Source organism: Flavobacterium sp. PS2 (assembly GCF_046250155.1).
Lineage (GTDB): Bacteria > Bacteroidota > Bacteroidia > Flavobacteriales > Flavobacteriaceae > Flavobacterium.
In genome coordinates this window covers 5,354,963-5,376,750 of sequence record NZ_CP176426.1, presented here as the reverse complement: position 1 = coordinate 5,376,750, position 21,788 = coordinate 5,354,963, and the positions used below count along the sequence as shown (strand labels likewise).

Sequence of the window (21,788 nt, the reverse complement as noted above, 5' to 3'; positions counted from 1 at the left end):
GAAATGACGAATCAGGATATAATAGCTAAGTTGCCTTATACTAAACCCTTTCTGTTTGTAGATGAACTTATTTCTATATCCGAAAATGGAGTAGAGGGGAATTATTATTTTGATGAAAATTTAGATTTTTATAAAGGACATTTTATCTCAAATCCAGTTACGCCAGGTGTAATCTTAACGGAAGTTATGGCGCAAATTGGGCTTGTGTGTTTAGGAATATTTTTATTAAACAAAGAGTTTACAAAATCCACTTCAATTGCTTTAACATCAGTTGAAATTGATTTTTTAAAACCTGTTTATCCAAAAGAAAAAGTTACTGTTATTTCAGAAAAAATATATTTCAGATTTGGAAAATTAAAATGCAAAGTAAGCATGAAAAATGAACAAGGAACAGAAGTTTGTTCCGGGACGATTGCAGGAATGATTGTTTAGCCTGAAGAAAGCTTTGTCTTAAAATAGAACGCTGATAATATTGATTAAAGGATCTTAAAATCATCCTAATCTTTTTAATCTGTGGCAAAATAAAAAGAGCATCAGGATTAATTGATTAAGTGAAGACTCATGCAATTGACAGCAAAAAAATAAGCTTTGTGTTAAAATAGAACGCTGATGATACGGATTCGCTATAGCGAAAACACGGATTAAAACGGATTTCCTTTCGTCCCGAATGGGATCGTTATTATTTAAAAAATCTGTATTAATCCGTGTCTTTACTTTTGTAAACCTGTATCATCCGCGTTCCTTTACGGGCATCGGAGTTACTAACAATTAGATTATAAACTTAAAAGTAAGTAAAATGCAAAATAGAGTTGTTATTACAGGTCTTGGAGTTGTTGCCCCAAATGGGGTAGGACTTGATGCCTTTACAAATGCATTAAAAAAGGGTTTGTCAGGAATTAAACATGATTCAGAATTAGAACGATTACAATTTTCTTGTCAGATTTCAGGAAAACCTGAATTATCTCCTGAATTAATTGCAGAGTATTTTACCGAACTTGAATTACGAAATTTTAATGCCTCAGGGATTTTATATGGCGTAATTGCTGGATTAGACGCTTGGAAAGATGCAGGATTATCAATTGAAGAAAATGAAGAACCTGATTGGGATAGCGGAACAATATTTGGTTCGGGAACATCAGGAATAGAAAAATTTAGAGAAAGCATCTATAAAATTGATGATTTCCAAACCAGAAGATTAGGAAGTACTGTTGTAGCGCAAACAATGAATAGTGGTGTTAGTGCTTATTTAGGAGGGAAACTAGGACTTGGAAATCAAGTTACAACCAATTCATCGGCATGCACAACAGGTACAGAAAGTGTTTTAATGGCGTATGAACGTATAAAGCTAGGTCATGCAAAACGTATTCTGGCTGGAAGTACTAGCGATTCTGGACCTTATATTTGGGGAGGATTTGATGCTATGAAGGTATGTACGTTTAAACACAATGATTCTCCCGAAAGTGGCTCAAGGCCAATGAGTTCAAGTGCTTCGGGTTTTGTTCCCGGAAGTGGTGCAGGAGCTTTGGTACTAGAAGATCTGGAAACTGCTTTAAGTAGGGGAGCTCGAATTTATGCGGAAGTTCTAGGCGGAAATGTAAATTCTGGTGGACAACGTGGCAGCGGGAGTATGACTGCTCCAAACTCAGTTGCTGTACAAAAATGCATTAGCAGTGCATTAGAAAACGCTAAAATTTCGGCTTCGGAAATTGATTTAATCAACGGACATTTAACGGCAACTTCTAAAGATGCTTTAGAAATTGAGAATTGGAGTATTGCATTAAACCGAAGGGGAAAAGATTTTCCGTATGTAAATGCATTAAAATCAATTATCGGGCATTGTTTATCGGCGGCAGGAAGTATCGAACTTGTAGCAGCAGTTTTACAACTACATCAAGGTTTTGTTTCTCCAAATACCAATTGCGAGGATTTAAATTCTGAAATCACATCTATTATTGATAAGTCAAGAATCCCAACTCAATTAATTAACTCAGATCTTAATATTATTGCTAAGGCAAGTTTTGGTTTTGGAGATGTTAATGGTTGTGTGATTTTGAAAAAATATAACCAACTTTCAATTTAAAACTAATAATTAAATATGAACAACGACCAATTACTTACCGAATTAAAGAAGATTGTAAAGCCTTATACTAAGAATGATGAAGCTTTTGAAAACTTTACCGAAGAAACAAATTTCATAACCGATTTAAATATTAACTCTGCCAATTTGGTCGATATTGTATTAGATGTCGAAGAAGCGTTTGATGTTATAATCGATAATGAATCGATGGAGAAAATGGTTAATGCTAAAGCTGCTTTAAGTATTATTCAATCCAAACTCGATGAAAAATGATAGGCAATGACATTGTTGATTTAGAAACTGCTCGGCAAGAAAGTAATTGGAAACGAAAAGGATTTTTGGATAAAATCTTCACTCCACAAGAGCAATTTCTTATTCTGAATTCCGAAAAACCCGAAATAATGGTTTGGAATTTATGGAGCCGAAAAGAAGCTGCTTATAAAATATACAATCGCGAAACGAAAATAAGCGGCTATTTTCCAACCAAACTAGTTTGCTTTTACGAAAGTGCAAATTCTGGCACCGTAACCATAAATAATACATTGTATTATACAAAAACAACAATTACAGAAGATTATATTGATACTATAGCAGTTTCTAGAAAGAATAGTTTAAATAGAATCTCTGTTTTAGATACTGAAACTAAAATATTTAAAGATGTTGGGATTCCGTACATAATTGATGCTGCATTAAAATCTAGAATACCAGTTTCGGTAAGTCATCACGGACGTTTTATTAAGTCTGTGAGGATTAAGTAAAAAAATAAATACATTATAAAATAAAGTTTTGAACCATTAAGAGGTTAAGAAAAATTAAGTCAAATCTAAGTGAAGTTTAATCCCTTAATGGCAAAAAAAACAAAAAATTCCACAAATTCACACTAATGGGTTTCGTGAAAATTTGTGGAATTCGTTTTAGTATTTAAAGCTTTATAAATATTATTTTATCCCTAATCTTGATTTAAGTTTCAAGAACAATAAAGCAATTTTATAAGCATCTTCAGAAGATGAATTTCTTTCGCTTTTTGGAATTTTATAAATTTCGCATAATTCATCTAGAGAAAACTGTCTATCGTTGATATCATGCAGTTTGCGATACATCACATCAACATCTAATGCTTCGTTCTTAAGTCTTCCGCAATCTAATTTTTCTAAGGCAGCATTAATCATTTCAACATCAAAATTAATATGATGCCCAACTAAAATACCGTTTCCAATATATTCGATTAATCCTCTAAGCGCATCAGGTTCAGCTAATTTTTCCATTTTACTTTCTATAATAAACTCATTTGTGAGTCCGTTATCATGAAAGAATTTATACTGTAACAAAACGGCTTCAAAGCTATCCTGAATAACAATGCTATTATTTACTACTGCAAATGAACCAATAGATAAGATTACATCTTTTGATGGGTTTAAGCCAGATGTTTCGGTAGATAAAACAACAAAACGCTCTGATTTAGTTTCAAATTTAGCAAGGTATTCTTTCCAGAAATCAGGATATTCTTTGTTGATATTTTTCAGCCAGTCTAACATATTATGAAAATTGGGTCAGTTGAAATTTACTCTTAATAAGCTCTTCAAGTTCTTTCATTGGAGCTAATGCATTTTTTAATTTTTCTTTATCGCTTTTAGATAATTCTCTTAGATTTATATATTGACCAGAGTCATCATTTTTAAAACCTTCGATTGTTCTAAACTTTGATAACGTTAAAAAAGCTTCAGCACAGCTAAGATAAATATCTGCATTCTTAGAATCTGTAATTGCTAATTGCTTAAATCTTAAATAAGTATTTTTAATTCCTTTTATATTCGAACTTAATATCAATAAACGTGCTCCATCAATTAATGGCATTAATGCACGAGTTTTAATATCAAACATAAATTTATGCGGTCCATCTTCTTCAACTATAAATTTCTTAAAGAAACTTAAAGGAGAGTTTTTTCTCAAAGCATCATTTCCTAAGAAATCAAAGAATAATGTATTATTGATTGCGTTCTTGAATATCACATTTTCTATTGCTTCTTCAATTTTTGGTTCCCCAAAAACTATCTCATAATCAAAGAAAATACTACTTAAATCGTTACTATTTTCACCTGGAGTATTCATCCAGCTGTTGTATTGTTTTGTCCAGTCTGTCAATGATTTACACCAGAGCATATTACTTGCCATGTGTCCGTTAGGGCAATAGTCATATCCAATTTTTTCTAACGTTCCTGTAGTTCTTTTAGCCAGACGTAAAAAGTAATCTTTTACATCACGATATTTATCTGCAGTTACATCTTCAAAGATCAGAATACTATCCTGATCAGTTAACAAAAGCTGTTCTTTTCTTCCTTGACTTCCAATACTTAACCACGCAAATCGAGCAGGAGGTGAGCCCATTTCTAAAATAGAAAGCTCAACTGAGCGTTTAATCAATGCTAGATTGATTTCGTTTGCAATATTACTTATATGTGAAAGCGGAATATTCTTTTGTATGTAATTCTGAATTAAATCAGACAAACGATCTCTAATTTGTTTTAAATCCTTTGGCAATTGCGAACGTTTGATTTCTTTTATCAATACACCAGGATTACTCGCTTGGGCAACAATTAAATCATGCTCGGAGATAACTCCCTTTACAGCAGATTTACTTGTTCCGTCTTTTGTAACACACAAATGACTTACATTATGTTTTAGCATCAATAATTGAGCTTCTGCTAATGAAACATTTTCTATTACAGTTACAACAGGCGAGGACATTATTTTATCAACAGTTTCTTCAATTGAGAATCTACCTGTAGCAATTTTAGAAGATAAATCGGCATCGGTTACAATACCAATTGGTTTGTGATTCTCACAAACAACAATATTATCTACCATAGCATCTGTCATACGCAAAGCAGCATCTTTTACAATATCGCTTGCAACAGCTGTTAATGGCGAATTGTTATATGTTAATGACTGAATGTATTGTATTTCAGATTGTTGATCTGAATAAAATATATTATCAGAAATATGATTTCCTTTAGCGTCGGAATTGTCTTTTGTGTGACGTGTGTTTGTCGCAAAACTCTCTAACAAGAAATTTAAAACATCTGGATTGTTTGCAACAAATGGCCTAAAGACAGCGATTGGTATTGCATACACAATACTTTCTTCTCTGGCTTTTGCAGTCATCATATAGTTATTCTTGGCAAAAAATGGACGTAGCCCAAATATATCACCATCATGGCATTTATTTAGTAAAGTTTCTTCGGCATCTGCAATTACCGATAAATTAATAACGCCAGAAGCAACTACATAAAAACTATCGTGTAAGGCATCGTTAACTTGAAATAATACTGCGTGTTTTTCTAAATTAATAACACGAATATTAGTTGCAATCTCAGATAATTCTTGAAAAGTTAAATTATCGAATGGCGGATATTCTTTCAAGAAATCTGCAATATGCTCAGCAATTGTATTCATAAGATTGATAAATTTTTAGAAAGTATCGTTTGTAAAAATAATAAAATAAACCCTTACAATGAAAGCATAAATAATTTTGAATCTATTTATTTTGCTGTATATTGATTAGCTAAAATAAGCAATAAAAGTATTCAATACCAAACATAGGGATTGATATGATCGTTTTCGGGTTTAAAAACATTCTATTTTACATAATATAAATTATAGTTCATTTATATACTAGTAGAATAGGCGCAAATAAAAAACCATCTTATTGCTAAGATGGTTTGCTTATGCTTAATACAAATGAATTTAATATTTCTTTGAGAAAACAGATTTCCCGTTTAAGAAAACTTCAAATCGACCGTTATCATCATAATAAGCTGTTTTGTAAACGTCTCCTTTAAATATCGAAATGTCACCATGAACTCTTCCGTCAGCTTTTGTTGTGTAATCAAATATAATTTTTTTATTATAAGGACCTATGCCTAAGCTATAATCTGTAAATGGCGTTCCTTTTAAATCAAATTCTTGCTTAGAATCTATAATTTTATCATCTGAGTAAAAATTTGTAATTTGTTTTGTAAGCGGAATATCCGGATAAAATTTGTTGACTTTTTGAAGAAATTCATACTGTTCAACGCTTACAGGCTCAATTTTGGAAACCACTTTTTGAGAAAAAGAAACTGTAGTAACTAATAGTAATAATAAGGCACATCTTTTCATAATTGATAATTTTAAATTAATAATTATAGCCCTTTACAAAGCTAACTATGTTAAAAAAATAGTTTTTTCACTAAAAATTTCTTTAATGAATTAACAAGGTACGAAATATTTATCTTTGCAGTCAAATAAAAAATATATTTTTAAAATACAATGACTACAAAAAAATACATTCAACTTATACTTATTTTAGGTTCTTTAACTGCTCTGGGACCATTTTCTATTGATATGTATTTACCTGGTTTCTCTGATATTGCTAAAGACTTAAACACCACAGTTGCAAAAGTTTCCATGAGTTTATCTAGTTATTTTATAGGAATTTCGGCTGGACAATTACTTTATGGGCCTTTACTGGATAGATTTGGACGAAAAAAGCCTTTATTTATCGGATTGTTGGTTTATATTTTGGCTTCTTTGGGATGTATTTTCGTTACAGATATTGACACTTTTATAGGCTTACGTTTTTTACAAGCCGTTGGTAGTTGTGCTGCAACTGTTGCTTCTGTAGCAATGGTTCGAGATCTTTTTCCTGTAAAAGATATTCCTAAAATATTTTCTATGTTAATGCTTGTTGTGGGACTTTCTCCAATGCTTGCGCCAACTATTGGTGGTTATGTAACATCGTATTCTGGTTGGCATACAGTATTCTTTATATTAATGTGTATGGGAATTGTTATTTTATTGGCTTCACAAATTGGTTTGCCAAATACTCATAAACCAGATACATCTATTTCATTAAAACCAAAACCAATTATTGCAAACTTCCTTAAGGTTGTAAAAGAGCCTCAGTTCTTTACTTATGCTTTTACTGGTGCGGTATCTTTTTCTGGATTATTTACTTATGTAGCGTCCTCTCCTATCGTTTTTATGGATATTTTTAAGGTTGACGCTAAAATGTATGGTTGGATTTTTGCCTTTATGTCGTTGAGTTTCATTGGTGCCAGCCAACTTAATTCTTTATTGTTAAGAAAGTTTTCTAGCGAACAAATGATATTTGGAGCATTAATTACTCAATCTTTAATAAGCATTGTATTCTTGATTTTGGCAATGAACAATCTTCTTGGTTTGTACGAAACAATTGGTATGTTGTTTATTTATCTGGCTTGTCTAGGAATTTCTAATCCTAATACTGCTGGTCTTACAATGGCTCCTTTTGCCAGAAATGCAGGAAGTGCATCGGCATTAATGGGTGCAATTCAGCTTGGTTTGGGTGCAATTGCATCATTTGCAGTTGGTATATTTGTTGTAAACTCTATTATTCCGATGGTTGCGATTATGACTACAACTACAATTACCGCATTTATAATTTTAAATATTGGGAAACGTTTTATAAAAGAAAAAATTGCTGCTTCTAATGATGAAGAAACAGCAATGATTCATTAATGAAATAAATATAGTTTGTACAGAGGGACGCGGATTAAACAGATTCGCTATCGCGAAAACACAGATCAAAAACGGATTTTTAAAAACATTAAGATGTCACTCCGCTGGAGCTTTAGCTAGAAAGACGTACAAATTGACTATAAATATTACGCTCCGCTGGAGCTTTTAATGAAAAATTAAAATTTAGATTATTTACTCAGTCTAAACTCTTTGTTAAAGGAACGCGAAATACGGATTTACGAAAATAAAAACACGGATTAAAAGATAAAAAATCTGTTTAATCCGTGTTTTCGTTTAATCAGCGTTCCTCTAGATCAAGTAGATCTGTGCCCGAAAAATACCTTCTAGTTTATTGCTTTCTTGTCTGGTCTGATAATCATACGCAATGATTGATCTTTTGCAAAATAAGCAATCATCCAGTTATAGAATGTACTAAGACGATTACGATATGTTATAAGTGAAACTAAGTGTATAAATAACCAAATTGCCCAAGCTAAGAATCCATTAAAATGCCATTTTGGTTTTGGTAAATCTACAACCGCTTTATTTTTACCTATAATTGCCATCGAACCTTTATCTACATATATAAAAGGTTTTAATGGTTTGTTTTGAGCAATTGCTTTGAAGTTTTTGGCTAAGTTTATTCCTTGCTGAATCGCCACTTGTGCTACTTGCGGATGTCCGTTTGGAAATGCAGGGTCAGTATCCATTATAGATGTATCACCTATGGCATAAATATTTTCAACTCCTTTCACTTTATTATACGCATCGGTTGCCATACGTTTACCGCGTCCGTAACTTTCCACAGGAATACCATCGAAAGCTTTGGCTGAAACTCCGGCTGCCCAAATTAGGTTTTTGGTATGAATGGTTTCTCCGTTAGAAAAATATACAATATCATCTACATAATCGGTAACTCGATTATTTAGTTTTACCACAACGCCCAACTCTGTAAGTGCTTTAAGGGTGTCTTGTTGCGATGCTTTGCTCATTGGCGCCAACAGTGCGTCTCCTCCATCGACTAAGTAAACATTACTTGCTGTGGTATCTAGCTCTGGATATTCTTTTAATAAGATGTTTTTACGCATTTCGGCAAACATTCCCGAAACTTCTACTCCTGTTGGTCCGCCTCCGGCTACAACAATGGTTAATAGTTTACGGCGCTTACGAATATCTTTGGTAATAGCTGCTTTCTCAAGATTTTTAAGCAATGTATTACGCATTACGATGGCATCATTTAGTGTTTTCATCGGAATGGCGTTTTTCATTACGTTTTCCAATCCAAAATAACTGGTTTCGGCACCAGTTGCAAATACTAAATAATCGTATGCTAATTCTCCGTTATTAAGAATTACTTTATTTTCAGCAGGAACTACTTCTTGTAATTCTCCTAATCTAAAGTTAAGGTTCTTTTTGCCTGCAAAAAATTTTCTAAATGGGTAGCTAATACTTGATGGTTCTAAAAAAGCTGTAGCTACCTGATAAATAAGCGGCGGAAAAAAATTATAATTGTTTTTGTCTACAAGTGTGACTTGGATTTGATTGTGATTGACTAGCTCTTTTGCAAGATTGATTCCTGCAAAACCGCCACCTATAATAACTATTTTCATATATTGTTATTTTATAAGTAAGATTGTTTTTAAAAAAATTACCTTATAAAAGTACAACATTAATGTGCAATGACAATTGTCAGTTTTATTACTTTTTGAATTTTTTAACAGGTTTTTCGACTATCTCAGTTTTGTTTTGCAACAAATAATTGGCAAGTAACTTTTCTATCAATTCGTCTTTGGTTAAATGATGAAAAACTGTTTTTACTTTGGTTTTTAAATCTGTAGAAACGTCGTGATTTGGCTTTGTTTTAAAGATTTGTTTTGCCCACAATAAGGTATTGTTTTCTTCCAAACTTGCTACAGATGGTTTCTTGAACTCGGTAAATTTAATTCCTAGTTCTTTTTCAAAATCTGCTATTTCTTTTACTTCTTCTGGTTGTAAAACTGTAAGCGAAAGTCCCTTTGCCCCTGCCCTAGCAGTTCTACCGCTACGGTGTACATAAGCTTCGTAAGCATCTGGCAAATGATAATTTACAACATATGAAATTTCTTTAACATCTATTCCTCTAGCTGCCAAATCTGTAGCTACTAATATATTGATGTGTCCTTCGCGGAATTGCTCCATGATTCTATCACGGATTCCTTGCGATAAACTTCCGTGTAAAGCTCCTGAAGAAAAACGGTTAATGGCTAAGTTTTTGGCCAATTTATTTACGGCTGCTTTTGTTTTACAAAAGATGATTCCGCGTTCTCCATCTCTGGAGTTTAAGAAATGCATTAAAACTTCTAGTTTCTCTATCGGATCTACTACAATATATTCGTGGTCAATTCCTTGGTTTCCTACCGTTTCCATATCTGCACTTACCTGAACTACATTTTTAGATAAGTAATTCTGGATTAATTGCTTAATTGTTCCTGGTAATGTTGCCGAGAATAATAACGTTGTATGTTTTTTTGGTAATTCGGCTACGATTTCGTCAAGACTTTCTTTTAGGATAGAAACCATTTCGTCGGCTTCATCTAAAATAAGGTATTGTGTCTCTTTTAAGTTAACCGCTTTACGCTGAATTAAATCGATTAAACGTCCTGGTGTTGCAACTACAATGTGTGTAGGTTGTGTAAGACGCTCTATTTGTGGTTTTATTGGGATTCCTCCGCAAGTTGCTGCAATAGAAACTTGTGGCAGGTGTTTTGAAAAATCTTCTAAATTTTTAAATATCTGATGTCCTAATTCTCTTGTTGGAACTAAAATTACAGCTTGAACCGTAGGAAGTTCAGGATTGATTAACTGCAATAATGGTAATCCAAAAGCAGCAGTTTTTCCTGTTCCTGTTTTAGCTAAACCTACTACATCACTGTTATTTGCTAAAATAAGCGGAATTGTTTTCTGCTGTATTTCAGTTGGTGTAACTATGTTTAATTCGGTTAACGCTTTTAATATCGGTGCTGAAATTCCTAAATCTGAAAATTGTTTTGACATTGTTTTAATTTATTTAAAAATTGAAAAATTTAAAGATTTAAAGATTTCTGATTGTATTTTTTTTTTGAACCATTAAGGGATTAAGGAAAATTAAGCTTAATCTCTTAAATAGTTTATTTTTCTTAGCTACAAATTGTACTAATAAGACTAATTTTTATTATTTTACCATTAAGAGATTAAGAAAAGTTAAGTTTAATCTCTTAATGGTTCAATTTTTTTATTTTATTATAACTACGGAACTCCTAGCCCTGATGGCAACGGTATCCTTTTATTTTTTTTCTTTATAAAAATAAAAGATATAGTGTACAGCAGGAAATAGCTCCTTACTCTTCTCTCGAAGTTTCGGTACGCTCAGAGTGACAAACTTTAGGACTTAAAAAATCAATCTGGTTCGTTCATTATTTTTTCGCGGTATTTTTTACCGGTTAATAATACTAATCTTAATTTATAATCGTCTATAAGCCATTCGCGGTAATTCTTACTACACTGACTTAAACATTTTGAATAGCGTTTGATTCGGCAATCGATATCGTCTTCTAATTCTTTTCCTAATGCTTTTGCTTCTTGTAATGTTTCGGTATTATCTACACACATTGCTGCGTGTTGCTCTAATGATTTATCCAAAACTACTTTTGAACGTAAATTTTGTGCTATGGCGATTTTGTGTTCTTCATCGACATCAAAAGTTACATCGGCAGTTTTGCTGAATTTTGCACGCAATTCTGGTGGCATGCTATATTTAAAGTACAATTCGATTTCGGTATCGTCACGTAAATTCTCTAAATAGAATTCTGGTGATTTAAAGATATGTTGCCAGTTTACTGGTTCGCTCCATAAACCAAAACGTGCTGCATTGTTTCCTAAATCAATTACTGTAAATTCGTCTTTATTAGGTAATTTTCTTGAACCACGACCAATCATTTGGTAATATAATGTCAATGATTTTGTAGCTCTGTTTAATATAATAGTTTCTACTGTAGGCTCATCAAAACCTGTAGTTAAGATTCCTACTGATGTTAAAATAGCATCTGGAGTTTTCTTAAACCATTGCAAAATGTCTTTACGCTCTTCGTTACTACTTGTATTATCCAGATGACGAATATCGTATCCTGCTTCTCTAAATGTTTCATACACATATAATGATGTATGAATACCATTGTTGAAAATTAGGGTTTTCTTACCAAGTGATCTTTCTGTATATGCATGCAATAATTTTTCTTGCATGATTGTATTTGTATATAAATCATCTGAGGATTTTACGGTGTAATCTCCATTGATACCTACTTTTAATGATGTTAAACCTACATCATAACTATAAGTGGTTGCTTTTGCCAAAAAGCCTTTCTCGATTAATGAACCTATTGTGTCTCCTACAATTAGTTCATCGTAACTTTCGTGCATTGGCAATTTAATATTCGAACTTAACGGCGTTGCTGTTACTCCTAATATAAATGCATTTTTAAACGAGCTTAATAGTTTACGGAATGAGTTGTAATGCGCCTCATCGATAATTACTAAACCAATATTATCTAAATGTAGTTTTTCGTCATTAATACGGTTTTTTAATGTTTCGACCATCGCCACAAAACAAGAATATTCGTTTTGATCTAATAGTTCTTTTACTTTGCTATTGATTATCTTATTTTTAACACCAAAACCTTTCAACATTTTTGAAGTTTGCTTGCAAAGTTCAATTCTGTGTGTTAAAACTACTACTTTTTTATCGTGTTGTGACAAATAACGGCGTACGATTTCGGAAAAAACTACTGTTTTTCCTCCACCTGTAGGCAATTGATACAACAAATGATGTTGCGCTGAACCGTTGTCTAAACGATCAAAAATGGCGTCGATATCGCCTTTTTGGTATGCATATAGTTCTTTTTTTTCTTCTCTTTCTATTTCTAAAGTGTTTTGAGACATTGTATTTTATTGGTTTTTGCAAAAATACACCTAAAAAACAGTTATTCTGTCTTTTTTATCTTAAAATAAAAGGAAAAGTTTCGCTATTATTTAATTATGAATTTGGTTCTAAAAGAACATTTTATCCAAAATTACTTCAAAATCAGGCTCGTTTTTCCATTTTTGGGTAATAGTTTCCTGATGAATTTGATTGATTCTGGATTTAAATTCGGCTAAAATTCCGTTTGAAATTATAAAATTTACCGCTTGTTCGAATGAATTAAACATGCTTTTGTAAAAAAGTTCTTGCTTTATTGCGTTTTCTGAAGAGTATGTTTGAGCAATTTCGATGTTATAAAGCATAACATCGGCGATTACAAAGGGGTCTACTCCTAAAAGTATAAAGTGTTTGATGTATCTTTGAGCTACTGACCGACGCATTTTTGGTTTTACCCGACGGCGTGTTGCTTTTGCTCTTACGGGAAAATATTCGTGCGAAATTTTTAATTTGCATTCCTGCAAAAGTGTTTCTTCTTTAGGATTAAAAACAAAATTGTAATACACTTTTACTGGGCTAAATTTCTCGTATAATTCGATTATTTGCTCTTCGAGTTGTTCTTTGGTAAGATCGTTTAAATATTTTTTTAAATCGCGTTTACTCATTATCACTGTTTAAGATTGTAAAAGTAAATTACTTTAGCTTTCGATACCCTAAAAATCAAGCAGAATCATTAATTTTACCGATAATAATTTAAAAAAATAATTAAATGCTCAAGATTTTTAAGATTACAGCGATTTTAGAAGGAATTTCATATTTGGTTTTATTCTCTAACATGCTTTTTATTAAGCCTACAAATTTCCCATTATATAAAACATTATTGTTCCCTATCGGAATGAGTCATGGTTTGTTATTTGTAGCTTATGTTTTATTGGCTATTTTATTAAAAAGTGCTCAAAAATGGGATTTTAAAACATTTATGTTGATTTTGGTTGCTTCTGTAATACCGTTTGGAACTTTTTATGTTGAGTATAAATACTTAAAAAATGCCTAATTTTTTGGAGAAAATATTTAACTTCTTATACCCTCTTTTTAGAGACTGGGGCATGAGCCGCAATATTGCGTCTTATCTCAGCCTTACTATTAATATTGCTTTATTAATAATCATGGCTTATGCCGTGTATTATGTAGCAAAATTTGTTTTGGTTACGCTAACTGCAATTTTTGCTCAAAAGACAAAAACTAAATTTGATGATTTTTTAATCAATAATAAAACAACTAAATATACGGCTTACTTAATTCCGTTTTTCTTTATTTATAAAGCTGTTCCGATAATCTTGGATAAATATGAATATTGGGAATTGATTTTCGGAAAAATAGTAGGTGTTTATATTGTACTATTATTGTTGTGGATTATCCGTACTGTATTTAATTCGCTTAAAGATTATTTAAAACAAAAACCAGAATACAGCGATAAACCTATTGATAGTTTTATTCAGGTTGTCATGATGGTGCTTTGGATTTTTGGGGTAGCTATTATTATCTCTAAATTATTCGGAATCAAGCAAGGTGAATTGCTAACTATTTTAGGAACGCTTTCGGCAATTATTATCTTGATTTTTAGAGATACTATTCTGGGGTTTGTTTCTAGCGTACAGGTTGCGATAAACGACATGGTTCGTATTGGTGACTGGATTACGATGGAAAAGTTTGGTGCCGATGGTGATGTTATCGAGATTAATCTTACTACGGTAAAGGTTCGAAATTTTGACAATACTATCACTACCATTCCTACTTATGCTTTGAGTTCGGACTCGTTCCAGAACTGGCGCGGAATGCAAAAATCGAATGGACGTCGTATCAAAAGACATATTTTGATTAAAACCAGTACTATTCGTTTTTTAAATGATGAAGATTTGGCTTTGATGAAGAAAATCCAACTTATTACTCCTTATATTGAATCTCGACAGGCTGAAATAGAAAAGTTTAACACGATGCATGGCATAGATAAGTCGTTGGCTTTAAACGGTCGCAATATGACTAATCTTGGTTTGTTCAGAAAATATATTATCCAGTATATGCTGAATCATCCTGGATTAAATAAAGAGATGCATATGATGTGCCGTCAGTTGCAATCGACTGCGCATGGTGTTCCCTTAGAGATTTATACTTTCTCGAGTGATAAACGTTGGGCTAATTATGAATATATTATGGCTGATATCTTTGATCACGTTATGGCTTCGATAGTATATTTTGATCTTGAGATTTTTGAGTTGCCTTCTCAAATTGGGCATTTAGATTAAATACTCAAAATACAATTCTTAAACCATATAAGTTATATAAGGAAATATAAGCCTTGCTTAGATGAACTTACATAACTTATAGGGTTAATATTTAAGTCTACAAACGGTCTTTTACGTATTCTATCTTCGTTTTTCCGTGTGCTTTTGGTTTGCCATCTTCTCCAAGATTTACCATTGTAATATTATCGATTGTAATAATCGTTTCTCTGGTCATCATGTTTCGCACAATACATCTTAATACTAGCGAACTGTTTCCGAACTTAACTACATCAATCCCAATTTCGACAATATCTCCTTGTCTGGCTGAGCTTTTAAAATTAATCTCGGACATGTGTTTGGTCACCACTCTGTAGTTTTCTAACTGAATAATTGTATATAAAGCCAACTCTTCGTCTATCCATGCCAGTAATTGTCCTCCAAATAAAGTTCCGTTTGGATTTAGGTCTTCGGGTTTAACCCATTTTCGAGTATGAAATCTCATAATTGTTAATTTATTAGTAACAAAAATAACATTTTAGTATCATTATTTTTTTTAATTTTAAAAGAAAAACATGAGCCAGCGAGATACTTTTTTACAAGAATTCCGAGGACCAACTTTAGGCACTGTAAATGCTCAATCTTCTGCAGATGAATTATTTCAAAACGAAGTACTTCGGCCAATTTTACAACTTCAAAATGATTTATTGGTGGCTGTTTTTATAAATTATGTAAATAAAAACAAAACTGATTTTTATTCTTATACGGTAGAAAAGAAACTATCGGTAATCGAAAACTCTATTCAGAAAGACATTAAGTTTCGAAATTCACTAAAAGGAATGGTTATCGCTCTTTTTACATTAGATGAATATCAAACTTATATTCTAAACTCATCTAGTCTGAACAAAAGAATGATGAATCTGGTTATTGAAAGACTTAAAAACCAAGTTCAGTTATTTGAGTTGGAATCGAATTAGAAGCAAAAAAAGCCTTTAGAATTGGGCTTTTTTTTATTTGTTTTAATCAGCAGTACAATTCTGTAATCAGTGAGTTGGTGAAGATTAATAGAATAGTTGTGGGAAATATCAAAATCTAGATTTGTATTTTTTAATTAGATTTAAAATGTATATTTTTTATAGCATATAGTAATAAAAGTTATACTTGAACATATTTATAATGATAAAACCTCCAAAATCAATAGACTTTGGAGGTTTTTAGTTTGATAATTTTTATTTATCATCAAATATATAATGCGGGATTTTTAATCCAGTTGATTTTTAATAAGTCTCAACTTATTGTAACTGTATCAGTATTTTGTTTAATAATAAATATCTAAAACAATACTCGATTTAGAAGTATCTATTATTTTTTCTATTCTCTTAAAAAATACTTCATTTACCATAGGGCATCCTTGGCTGTGACTAATGTAATAATCTTGCTCTTCATAAGGAACAGCAGAATAAGAATGCAGTACTATAGCTCTTTTATAGGCATTATTATTGCTTTCCTCTAAACCAAATAATTTATAAGATTTTCCAAACATTCCTTTGTAGTCCTTACCTATTATATATTTTCCTAAAGAAGTAGATTTAGAATTTGGCATGTTACTAAATTTTAAATCTCCATTAATCCCTGTTTCTGACCCTGATCCATGAGCTACTAATCCTTTATCTATGATTTTATTATTCTCTAAATCATACACAAAAAAGCGGTTCATGCCTGATTTAATCTTCATATCGATAAAAAAGGCAACCTTAGGATTAAATTTAGGATTTCCATCTATCATGCATTTAAGATCACTTAACTGACTATTAAATCTTTCGACTTCAGTACCAGATGTAGTCGTTAAATTGTTATTATTGGAGGTAGAAAAAAATCCGATATTAAGAAATAAAATTAAATAAAGTATTTTCATAAAAGCAAATTTTAAATGCATTTAAAGATAGTCGTTTAACAAAATAGAATCACTGCTCTAATCTACTCTGCAAAAATAATAAATTATAGAATACACAATATGTTAAAATTTATTAAATAAACAGTTAGTTAGCAAAATATCAAGTAGTTACTGAGGCGTTTTTTAATTTAATCTTATATCATTGGGAAATAGAGCTTCAATGTGTCGCATTTATTAGACATAAAAAAAGCTAAATCCTTCGATTTAGCTTTTTTATATTCTTAAAGTTGAATATCTCTTTCGGAATTCTGTTTACTTCACATCAAACCATAGTTTTGTAGTAAGCAAGTCTTTTCCTTGAGCAGTTACTGCGGCTTTATAACTATTTCCGTTTAGCGATTGTTCTGTACCTGGATAAAAAAAGCGCGAAGGTATCTGTCCGTCCAAAACTGTAGCTGGACCAGCTGTTAAAACTGGATAATCCAGTCTCCTCCACTCTACAAAAGCATCAAGACCCTGCCCATAAAATGCAATCCATTTTTGAGTACCTATCGATTTTGCATAATTTGTTGCATCATATTTAACCGTTGTCTGATTAAGATAATTAGAAATAATTGTTGCATCGGTAATACCAAATTGATTGAACGATGCCGTGATTGCATTTTTATAAAATTGCTCTGCATCTCCAGGAATATAGCCACGTGCTACAGCTTCAGCAAGATTAAATAGTACTTCGGAATAAGAAACAATTACTGCTGGTGATGCCGAGGTTAAGAAATACGTACCTGGTTTTGACGTTTTAGCAAAACCCTGACTATTAGCATCACTGTTAGATAATCCATTGGCACCTCCAACATATTTGCCTACGCTTGCATCTGATGGTAGTTGAGCATAAACAGGCAAACGAGGATCTGATAATGCATTTAACTTATCAACTAATGTTTTTGAAATACGATAATCATCTCTAGTTTCGAACCAAGCCGAAGCTGGATTTTGCTGAGGCGAACTCGTGTAAGTAAACTTAAAGATTTCACTATTGTTACTAATTAACCCGGCTGCATCGGTTGTTGCCTCAATCGCAGTTTGTTTAGCTAAAGCAGGTTCTTTATCAGAAATTCTTAACGCAATACGCAAACGAAGCGAATTTACCAGTTTTTTCCATTTAGTAATATCACCTTTATAAGCCAAATCACCAATTACAGTTCCATTTGTTGGATTTAGCAAGGACTGAGCTTGTTTTAAATCTTCTAGTAATCCTGTATATACTTCCTTTTGAGTATTATATGCAGGTGTTACTTTTAGACCAGCTTCTTTATAAGGAATGCTTCCGTAAGCATCTGTCAACAATAAAAACGTCCATGAACGCAGCGTTAGTGCAATCCCTTTATAATTTGAATTTGCTTGTTGGTTTGGGAAATTCAGAATCGTATTTAAATCCGTAATTAAGGTTGCGTATCCCGTATCCCATAAAGAAGTGAAAGAAGTATTAGATACATCATATCTGTCAGGTTCTGTATACTGGATTTTAGCCCAATGCTGAACAAATAATAAAGACGAGTCAAAGTTATTTATTGACCCCCAATATAAATCAGCACCTTGTTTTAATGATCCTGTTAATAAGTAAGGCGCCAATGGAGTTTCTGTTGCATTTGGATTTTTATTAATTTCGTCCAAGCTGTCACTGCATGAAAACAGGGACAATGCAAATAGTGTTATATATGATAGTTTTTTTAGCATGATTTCGTGTTTTTAAAATTTAAGATTAACATTAAGGCTAAAACTTCTGGTAGTTGGCAAAGCTAAACTCTCCAATCCTTGTCCGTTTCCTGTATTAAAAGCCGATTCAGGATCGATATTGGGCACGTCTTTGTAGATAAAAAATAGATTGCGTCCTGTTGCAGTAATACTCGCTCCTTGTAATCCAAATTTCTTAATTAGATTTTTGTTGACATTGTAAGTAAGTCTTACTTCTCTTAATTTTACAAAAGTTGAACTGTAAACATAAGCTTCGCTGATATTATATGATGCTTTGTAATACTCTTGTGCGCTAATTACCTGAGTATTGGGAGTTCCATCTGCATATACACCGTTAAAGATAACACCGTCATCATATACAGTTGCTCCATTTGGTGCTGCACCTGTCAATAAGGTTTTGTTATTACCTGCATAGTAGTAATTTAATCCACCATTGGCAGCATCACGACCCGGGAGAGTTTGAGCTAGCACACCAGTATAATTACCAGTTCTGTTAGTTCCAGAAAAAAGCTCCCCACCTACACTAGCATCAACAAGGAATGAAAATTCAAGATTCTTGTAAGTTAATGTGTTTGTAATACCACCTAAATAATCAGGAGTATAATGTCCTAATACTTTCTTTTGCGGATCAGCTTTTGGCAATCCATTAGCCCCTACTACAATATTTCCGTTTGCGTCACGCTGATAAGCAGTACCGTAAAGTGCGCCATAGGCTTGCCCTACCGATGCTAATACATCAACACCTCCAGAAGAACCAATTGTGTAGTTTTGAATGTTTCCTTCATAATCAAGAACATCTACTTTGCTTATATTCTTTGAATAATTGACGCCTACATTCCACTTAAAATCTTTAGTTTGAATAGGATTTCCATCCAATTGAATTTCTATACCATGATTGTTTATTTTACCTGCATTAATTAATTGCGAATTATAACCGCTTGCAGTAGTTGTTTTTATCTCCAGAATCTGGTCAAAACTATTGGTGTTATAATAAGCAACATCAAGATGCAATCTGTTTTTCCAGAAAGAAGATTCTAGACCAATCTCTGTAGAGCGAGTTGTTTCTGGTTTTAAGTTCTCATTAAGTTTCTTTTGAGAAGAGGTTTGAATTGGATTTCCGTCGAATGCGGATTTGAAAGTGTAAACTGTAGCCAATTGATACGGATCTGCATCATTACCTACTTCAGACCAACCACCACGTAGTTTTAAAAAGTCGAGTGTATTGCTTTTTAGATTAAAAGCATCAGATACTACAAAACTACCATTAATAGAAGGATAGAAATAAGAACGGTTACTGCTTGGTAATGTCGATGACCAGTCATTACGCGCAGTTACGTTTAAGAAAGCATAATTTTTATAACCAAATTGTGCTGAAGCATATACACTATATACTTTTAATTCTGAGAATGTGTTTGATGAAGTTAACGGATCTCGAGAGTTTGTCAATGTGTATAAATCAGGTACAGCCAGACGAGGTGCTTTTTGATAATTGTTTGCATCGCTGTGGTTACGGATATTAAATCCGGCAAGAGCATCTAAACTAAAATCCTGGCTTAGTTTTTTGGTATATTGCAAGATACCCTCAGTGTTTCTTTCGTTTACCGTATAAGCATCTTCTGCATACGACCCAAAAGGAGTTCCATTAGTACCATATTTAATCTCGTATTTTCTGCGATCGTTATAATAGTCAACTCCAGTACGGAATTTAAAATTAAGCCCATCGGCAATTTTTGCATCTAAGTGAATATCTCCTATCAAGCGGTTACGCTGCTGGCTGGTAGTATTATAATAAGCATTCCAATACGGATTGCTATAATAGCTGTTGTTCCAGTTTACATCTCTATTATTTCTAAGCTCATTGATATCTACCTGACGTCCGAACCAAAGAAACTGTAGCATTACACCAGCAGCACGGTTACCAAATGGGCCACCTGGTAGTGCTGGAGCATCGGTAACAATATAGTTTGCCGTTACCCCTACTTTTATATTCTTAGATATTTGATAATTAGTATTAACCGTAAAGTTTGTTTTGTTTATTTCACTATTAGGCACAGTTCCTAATTGTTTTTGATTATTTACTCCTAATCGAAAATCAGATTTTTCATCAGATTTGGCTACCGAAATACTGTTATCGTAAGTAAGACCAGTATTAAAAAAGTCTTTCACATTATCCGGATTAGCCACAAAAGGCACTGCTTCTCCATTTGAATAAAACTGAGGAATAAGACGACCATCTAGTTTAGGTCCCCAACTTTCATCAACACCATCATTAATTCCACCACCTTTACCATCTACATAACTAAATTTCCCATTGGATCCTTGTCCAAATGAATTCTGAAATTTAGGTAAAGTAGCAACTTGAGAGATAGTTATACCTGAACTGAAGCTTACACCCAATCCTTTTTGTCCTTTTCCTGATTTTGTAGTTATAAGTACAACACCATGTGCAGCACGCGATCCGTAAAGAGCAGCAGCATTAGGTCCTTTTAGTACACTTAATGATTCAATATCTTGCGGATTTAAATCGGCAATAGCATTTTTAAAATCGCGAGTAGCTCCACCAGCGTTTAACTGTGAGTTATCTACCGGAATTCCATCTACTACAAATAGAGGCTGGTTATTTCCAGATATAGAGGTTTCACCACGAATAATGATACGTGATGATCCCATGTCTCCTTGCGAATTTGTAATACGTACTCCTGCCAATTTACCTGTAAGACTATTCAGGAAATTGGTTTCTTTTGTTTCTGCCAACTCCTTACCCTTAAGTGATTGAGTGGTATATCCTAAAGATTTCTTTTCCTTTGTAATACCCAGTGCGGTAACTACAACTTCTGATAATACATTCTGCTCTTCAGTTAGATTAATAGTTATTGAATTTCCATTAGCTACAATTTCCGTTTTTTTATATCCCATATAGCTTACTATTAGCGTATAAGGAAGTTTTTGTCCAGTCTGGAAATGAAATTGCCCTTCAGTATCTGTTATAACTCCGTGTGTAGTACCCTTAATATTTACCGAAGCACCAATAATAGGCTCCTTTGTAATAGCATCGATTACTTTTCCTTCTAGTTTGGATTGAATTAATGGCTTGGTTTCTTGTGCTCTAACCCCAATGGAAATCAACAAAATGCATAGCCATGCATATCTATTTAATTTTTTTTTCATTACTTTGTTTTAGTTTAATAAATAAGGCGAGCCGAAAATGGATTTAATCCATTCTCGCTTCCTTATAGAGATGTACAATTTCTTTAAGCTTCACCATTTCTGCTGCAACAGAAATGGTTTTTTTTTATCTGCATTGCATTCGTCTTT

General features: G+C 32.6%; 19 protein-coding genes. 8 read left to right on the top strand and 11 right to left on the bottom strand.

Annotation, left to right across the window (positions count from 1 at the left end; genetic code table 11):
• Positions 1–3: 3 nt before the first annotated feature.
• The 4 genes from ACJ6WR_RS22995 to ACJ6WR_RS22980 all read left to right on the top strand — a co-directional run bounded on the left by ACJ6WR_RS22995 (position 4) and on the right by ACJ6WR_RS22980 (position 2,835).
• Positions 4–432: a 3-hydroxyacyl-ACP dehydratase FabZ family protein gene (locus ACJ6WR_RS22995; RefSeq protein ID WP_409416644.1), complete on the top strand. Its 429-nt coding sequence runs from the start codon at positions 4–6 to the stop codon at positions 430–432.
• 364 nt (positions 433–796) lie between these two features.
• Positions 797–2,080, top strand: coding sequence for a beta-ketoacyl-[acyl-carrier-protein] synthase family protein (locus tag ACJ6WR_RS22990; protein ID WP_409416643.1), 1,284 nt, complete (start codon positions 797–799; stop codon positions 2,078–2,080).
• Between the two features lie 15 nt (positions 2,081–2,095).
• Entirely contained in the window at positions 2,096–2,350 is a 255-nt protein-coding gene (locus tag ACJ6WR_RS22985) for an acyl carrier protein (RefSeq protein ID WP_409416642.1), read from the top strand.
• Positions 2,347–2,835: a 4'-phosphopantetheinyl transferase superfamily protein gene (locus ACJ6WR_RS22980; RefSeq protein WP_409416641.1), complete on the top strand. Its 489-nt coding sequence runs from the start codon at positions 2,347–2,349 to the stop codon at positions 2,833–2,835. The genes ACJ6WR_RS22985 and ACJ6WR_RS22980 overlap by 4 nt, the downstream gene beginning before the upstream one ends.
• A 180-nt stretch (positions 2,836–3,015) precedes the next feature.
• On the opposite strand, the gene ACJ6WR_RS22975 is transcribed toward ACJ6WR_RS22980, so the two are convergent.
• The 3 genes from ACJ6WR_RS22975 to ACJ6WR_RS22965 form a co-directional block, all read right to left on the bottom strand.
• Complete coding sequence (locus ACJ6WR_RS22975) at positions 3,016–3,612, bottom strand: PolC-type DNA polymerase III (protein WP_039112037.1); 597 nt, start codon at positions 3,610–3,612, stop codon at positions 3,016–3,018.
• Position 3,613: 1 nt separating this feature from the next.
• Positions 3,614–5,530, bottom strand: a complete 1,917-nt coding sequence (locus tag ACJ6WR_RS22970) for a DUF294 nucleotidyltransferase-like domain-containing protein (RefSeq protein ID WP_039112038.1) — start codon at positions 5,528–5,530, stop codon at positions 3,614–3,616.
• Positions 5,531–5,821: 291 nt separating this feature from the next.
• Positions 5,822–6,235, bottom strand: coding sequence for a hypothetical protein (locus ACJ6WR_RS22965; RefSeq protein ID WP_409416640.1), 414 nt, complete (start codon positions 6,233–6,235; stop codon positions 5,822–5,824).
• 150 nt (positions 6,236–6,385) lie between these two features.
• Between ACJ6WR_RS22965 and ACJ6WR_RS22960 the strand changes: the two genes are divergently transcribed.
• Positions 6,386–7,615 (top strand): multidrug effflux MFS transporter, encoded by a 1,230-nt coding sequence (locus ACJ6WR_RS22960; protein WP_409416639.1) that lies wholly within the window; start codon positions 6,386–6,388, stop codon positions 7,613–7,615.
• A 344-nt stretch (positions 7,616–7,959) separates the two neighbouring features.
• On the opposite strand, the gene ACJ6WR_RS22955 is transcribed toward ACJ6WR_RS22960, so the two are convergent.
• The 4 genes from ACJ6WR_RS22955 to ACJ6WR_RS22940 all read right to left on the bottom strand — a co-directional run bounded on the left by ACJ6WR_RS22955 (position 7,960) and on the right by ACJ6WR_RS22940 (position 13,210).
• Entirely contained in the window at positions 7,960–9,225 is a 1,266-nt protein-coding gene (locus ACJ6WR_RS22955) for an NAD(P)/FAD-dependent oxidoreductase (RefSeq protein WP_039112041.1), read from the bottom strand.
• A gap of 88 nt (positions 9,226–9,313) precedes the next feature.
• On the bottom strand, positions 9,314–10,648 hold the full coding sequence (locus ACJ6WR_RS22950) for a DEAD/DEAH box helicase (RefSeq protein WP_409416638.1): 1,335 nt from the start codon (positions 10,646–10,648) through the stop codon (positions 9,314–9,316).
• A 381-nt stretch (positions 10,649–11,029) separates the two neighbouring features.
• A complete protein-coding gene (locus ACJ6WR_RS22945) occupies positions 11,030–12,568 on the bottom strand; it encodes a DEAD/DEAH box helicase (protein WP_039112043.1) in 1,539 nt (512 codons plus the stop codon).
• Between the two features lie 108 nt (positions 12,569–12,676).
• Complete coding sequence (locus ACJ6WR_RS22940; RefSeq protein ID WP_409416637.1) at positions 12,677–13,210, bottom strand: DUF6155 family protein; 534 nt, start codon at positions 13,208–13,210, stop codon at positions 12,677–12,679.
• A gap of 104 nt (positions 13,211–13,314) precedes the next feature.
• On the opposite strand from ACJ6WR_RS22940, the gene ACJ6WR_RS22935 reads away from it, so the two are divergent.
• Complete coding sequence (locus tag ACJ6WR_RS22935) at positions 13,315–13,599, top strand: DUF3817 domain-containing protein (protein WP_409416636.1); 285 nt, start codon at positions 13,315–13,317, stop codon at positions 13,597–13,599.
• Entirely contained in the window at positions 13,592–14,848 is a 1,257-nt protein-coding gene (locus tag ACJ6WR_RS22930) for a mechanosensitive ion channel family protein (protein WP_409416635.1), read from the top strand. The genes ACJ6WR_RS22935 and ACJ6WR_RS22930 overlap by 8 nt, the downstream gene beginning before the upstream one ends.
• A gap of 97 nt (positions 14,849–14,945) precedes the next feature.
• Here ACJ6WR_RS22930 and ACJ6WR_RS22925 read toward each other — a convergent pair whose 3' ends face one another.
• Positions 14,946–15,329 (bottom strand): acyl-CoA thioesterase, encoded by a 384-nt coding sequence (locus ACJ6WR_RS22925; protein WP_039112047.1) that lies wholly within the window; start codon positions 15,327–15,329, stop codon positions 14,946–14,948.
• A gap of 70 nt (positions 15,330–15,399) precedes the next feature.
• On the opposite strand from ACJ6WR_RS22925, the gene ACJ6WR_RS22920 reads away from it, so the two are divergent.
• Positions 15,400–15,801, top strand: coding sequence for a glyoxalase (locus ACJ6WR_RS22920; protein WP_323490496.1), 402 nt, complete (start codon positions 15,400–15,402; stop codon positions 15,799–15,801).
• A gap of 341 nt (positions 15,802–16,142) precedes the next feature.
• Here the strand turns inward: ACJ6WR_RS22920 and ACJ6WR_RS22915 are convergent, their stop codons facing one another.
• From ACJ6WR_RS22915 to ACJ6WR_RS22905, 3 genes are all read right to left on the bottom strand, one after another.
• Positions 16,143–16,739 (bottom strand): murein L,D-transpeptidase catalytic domain-containing protein, encoded by a 597-nt coding sequence (locus tag ACJ6WR_RS22915; protein WP_323489596.1) that lies wholly within the window; start codon positions 16,737–16,739, stop codon positions 16,143–16,145.
• 291 nt (positions 16,740–17,030) lie between these two features.
• Positions 17,031–18,455 carry a SusD/RagB family nutrient-binding outer membrane lipoprotein gene (locus tag ACJ6WR_RS22910; protein WP_039112049.1) on the bottom strand — a complete coding sequence of 475 codons (1,425 nt, stop codon included), beginning with the start codon at positions 18,453–18,455 and terminating at the stop codon, positions 17,031–17,033.
• A gap of 12 nt (positions 18,456–18,467) precedes the next feature.
• Entirely contained in the window at positions 18,468–21,641 is a 3,174-nt protein-coding gene (locus ACJ6WR_RS22905) for a SusC/RagA family TonB-linked outer membrane protein (protein WP_039112050.1), read from the bottom strand.
• Positions 21,642–21,788: the final 147 nt, after the last annotated feature.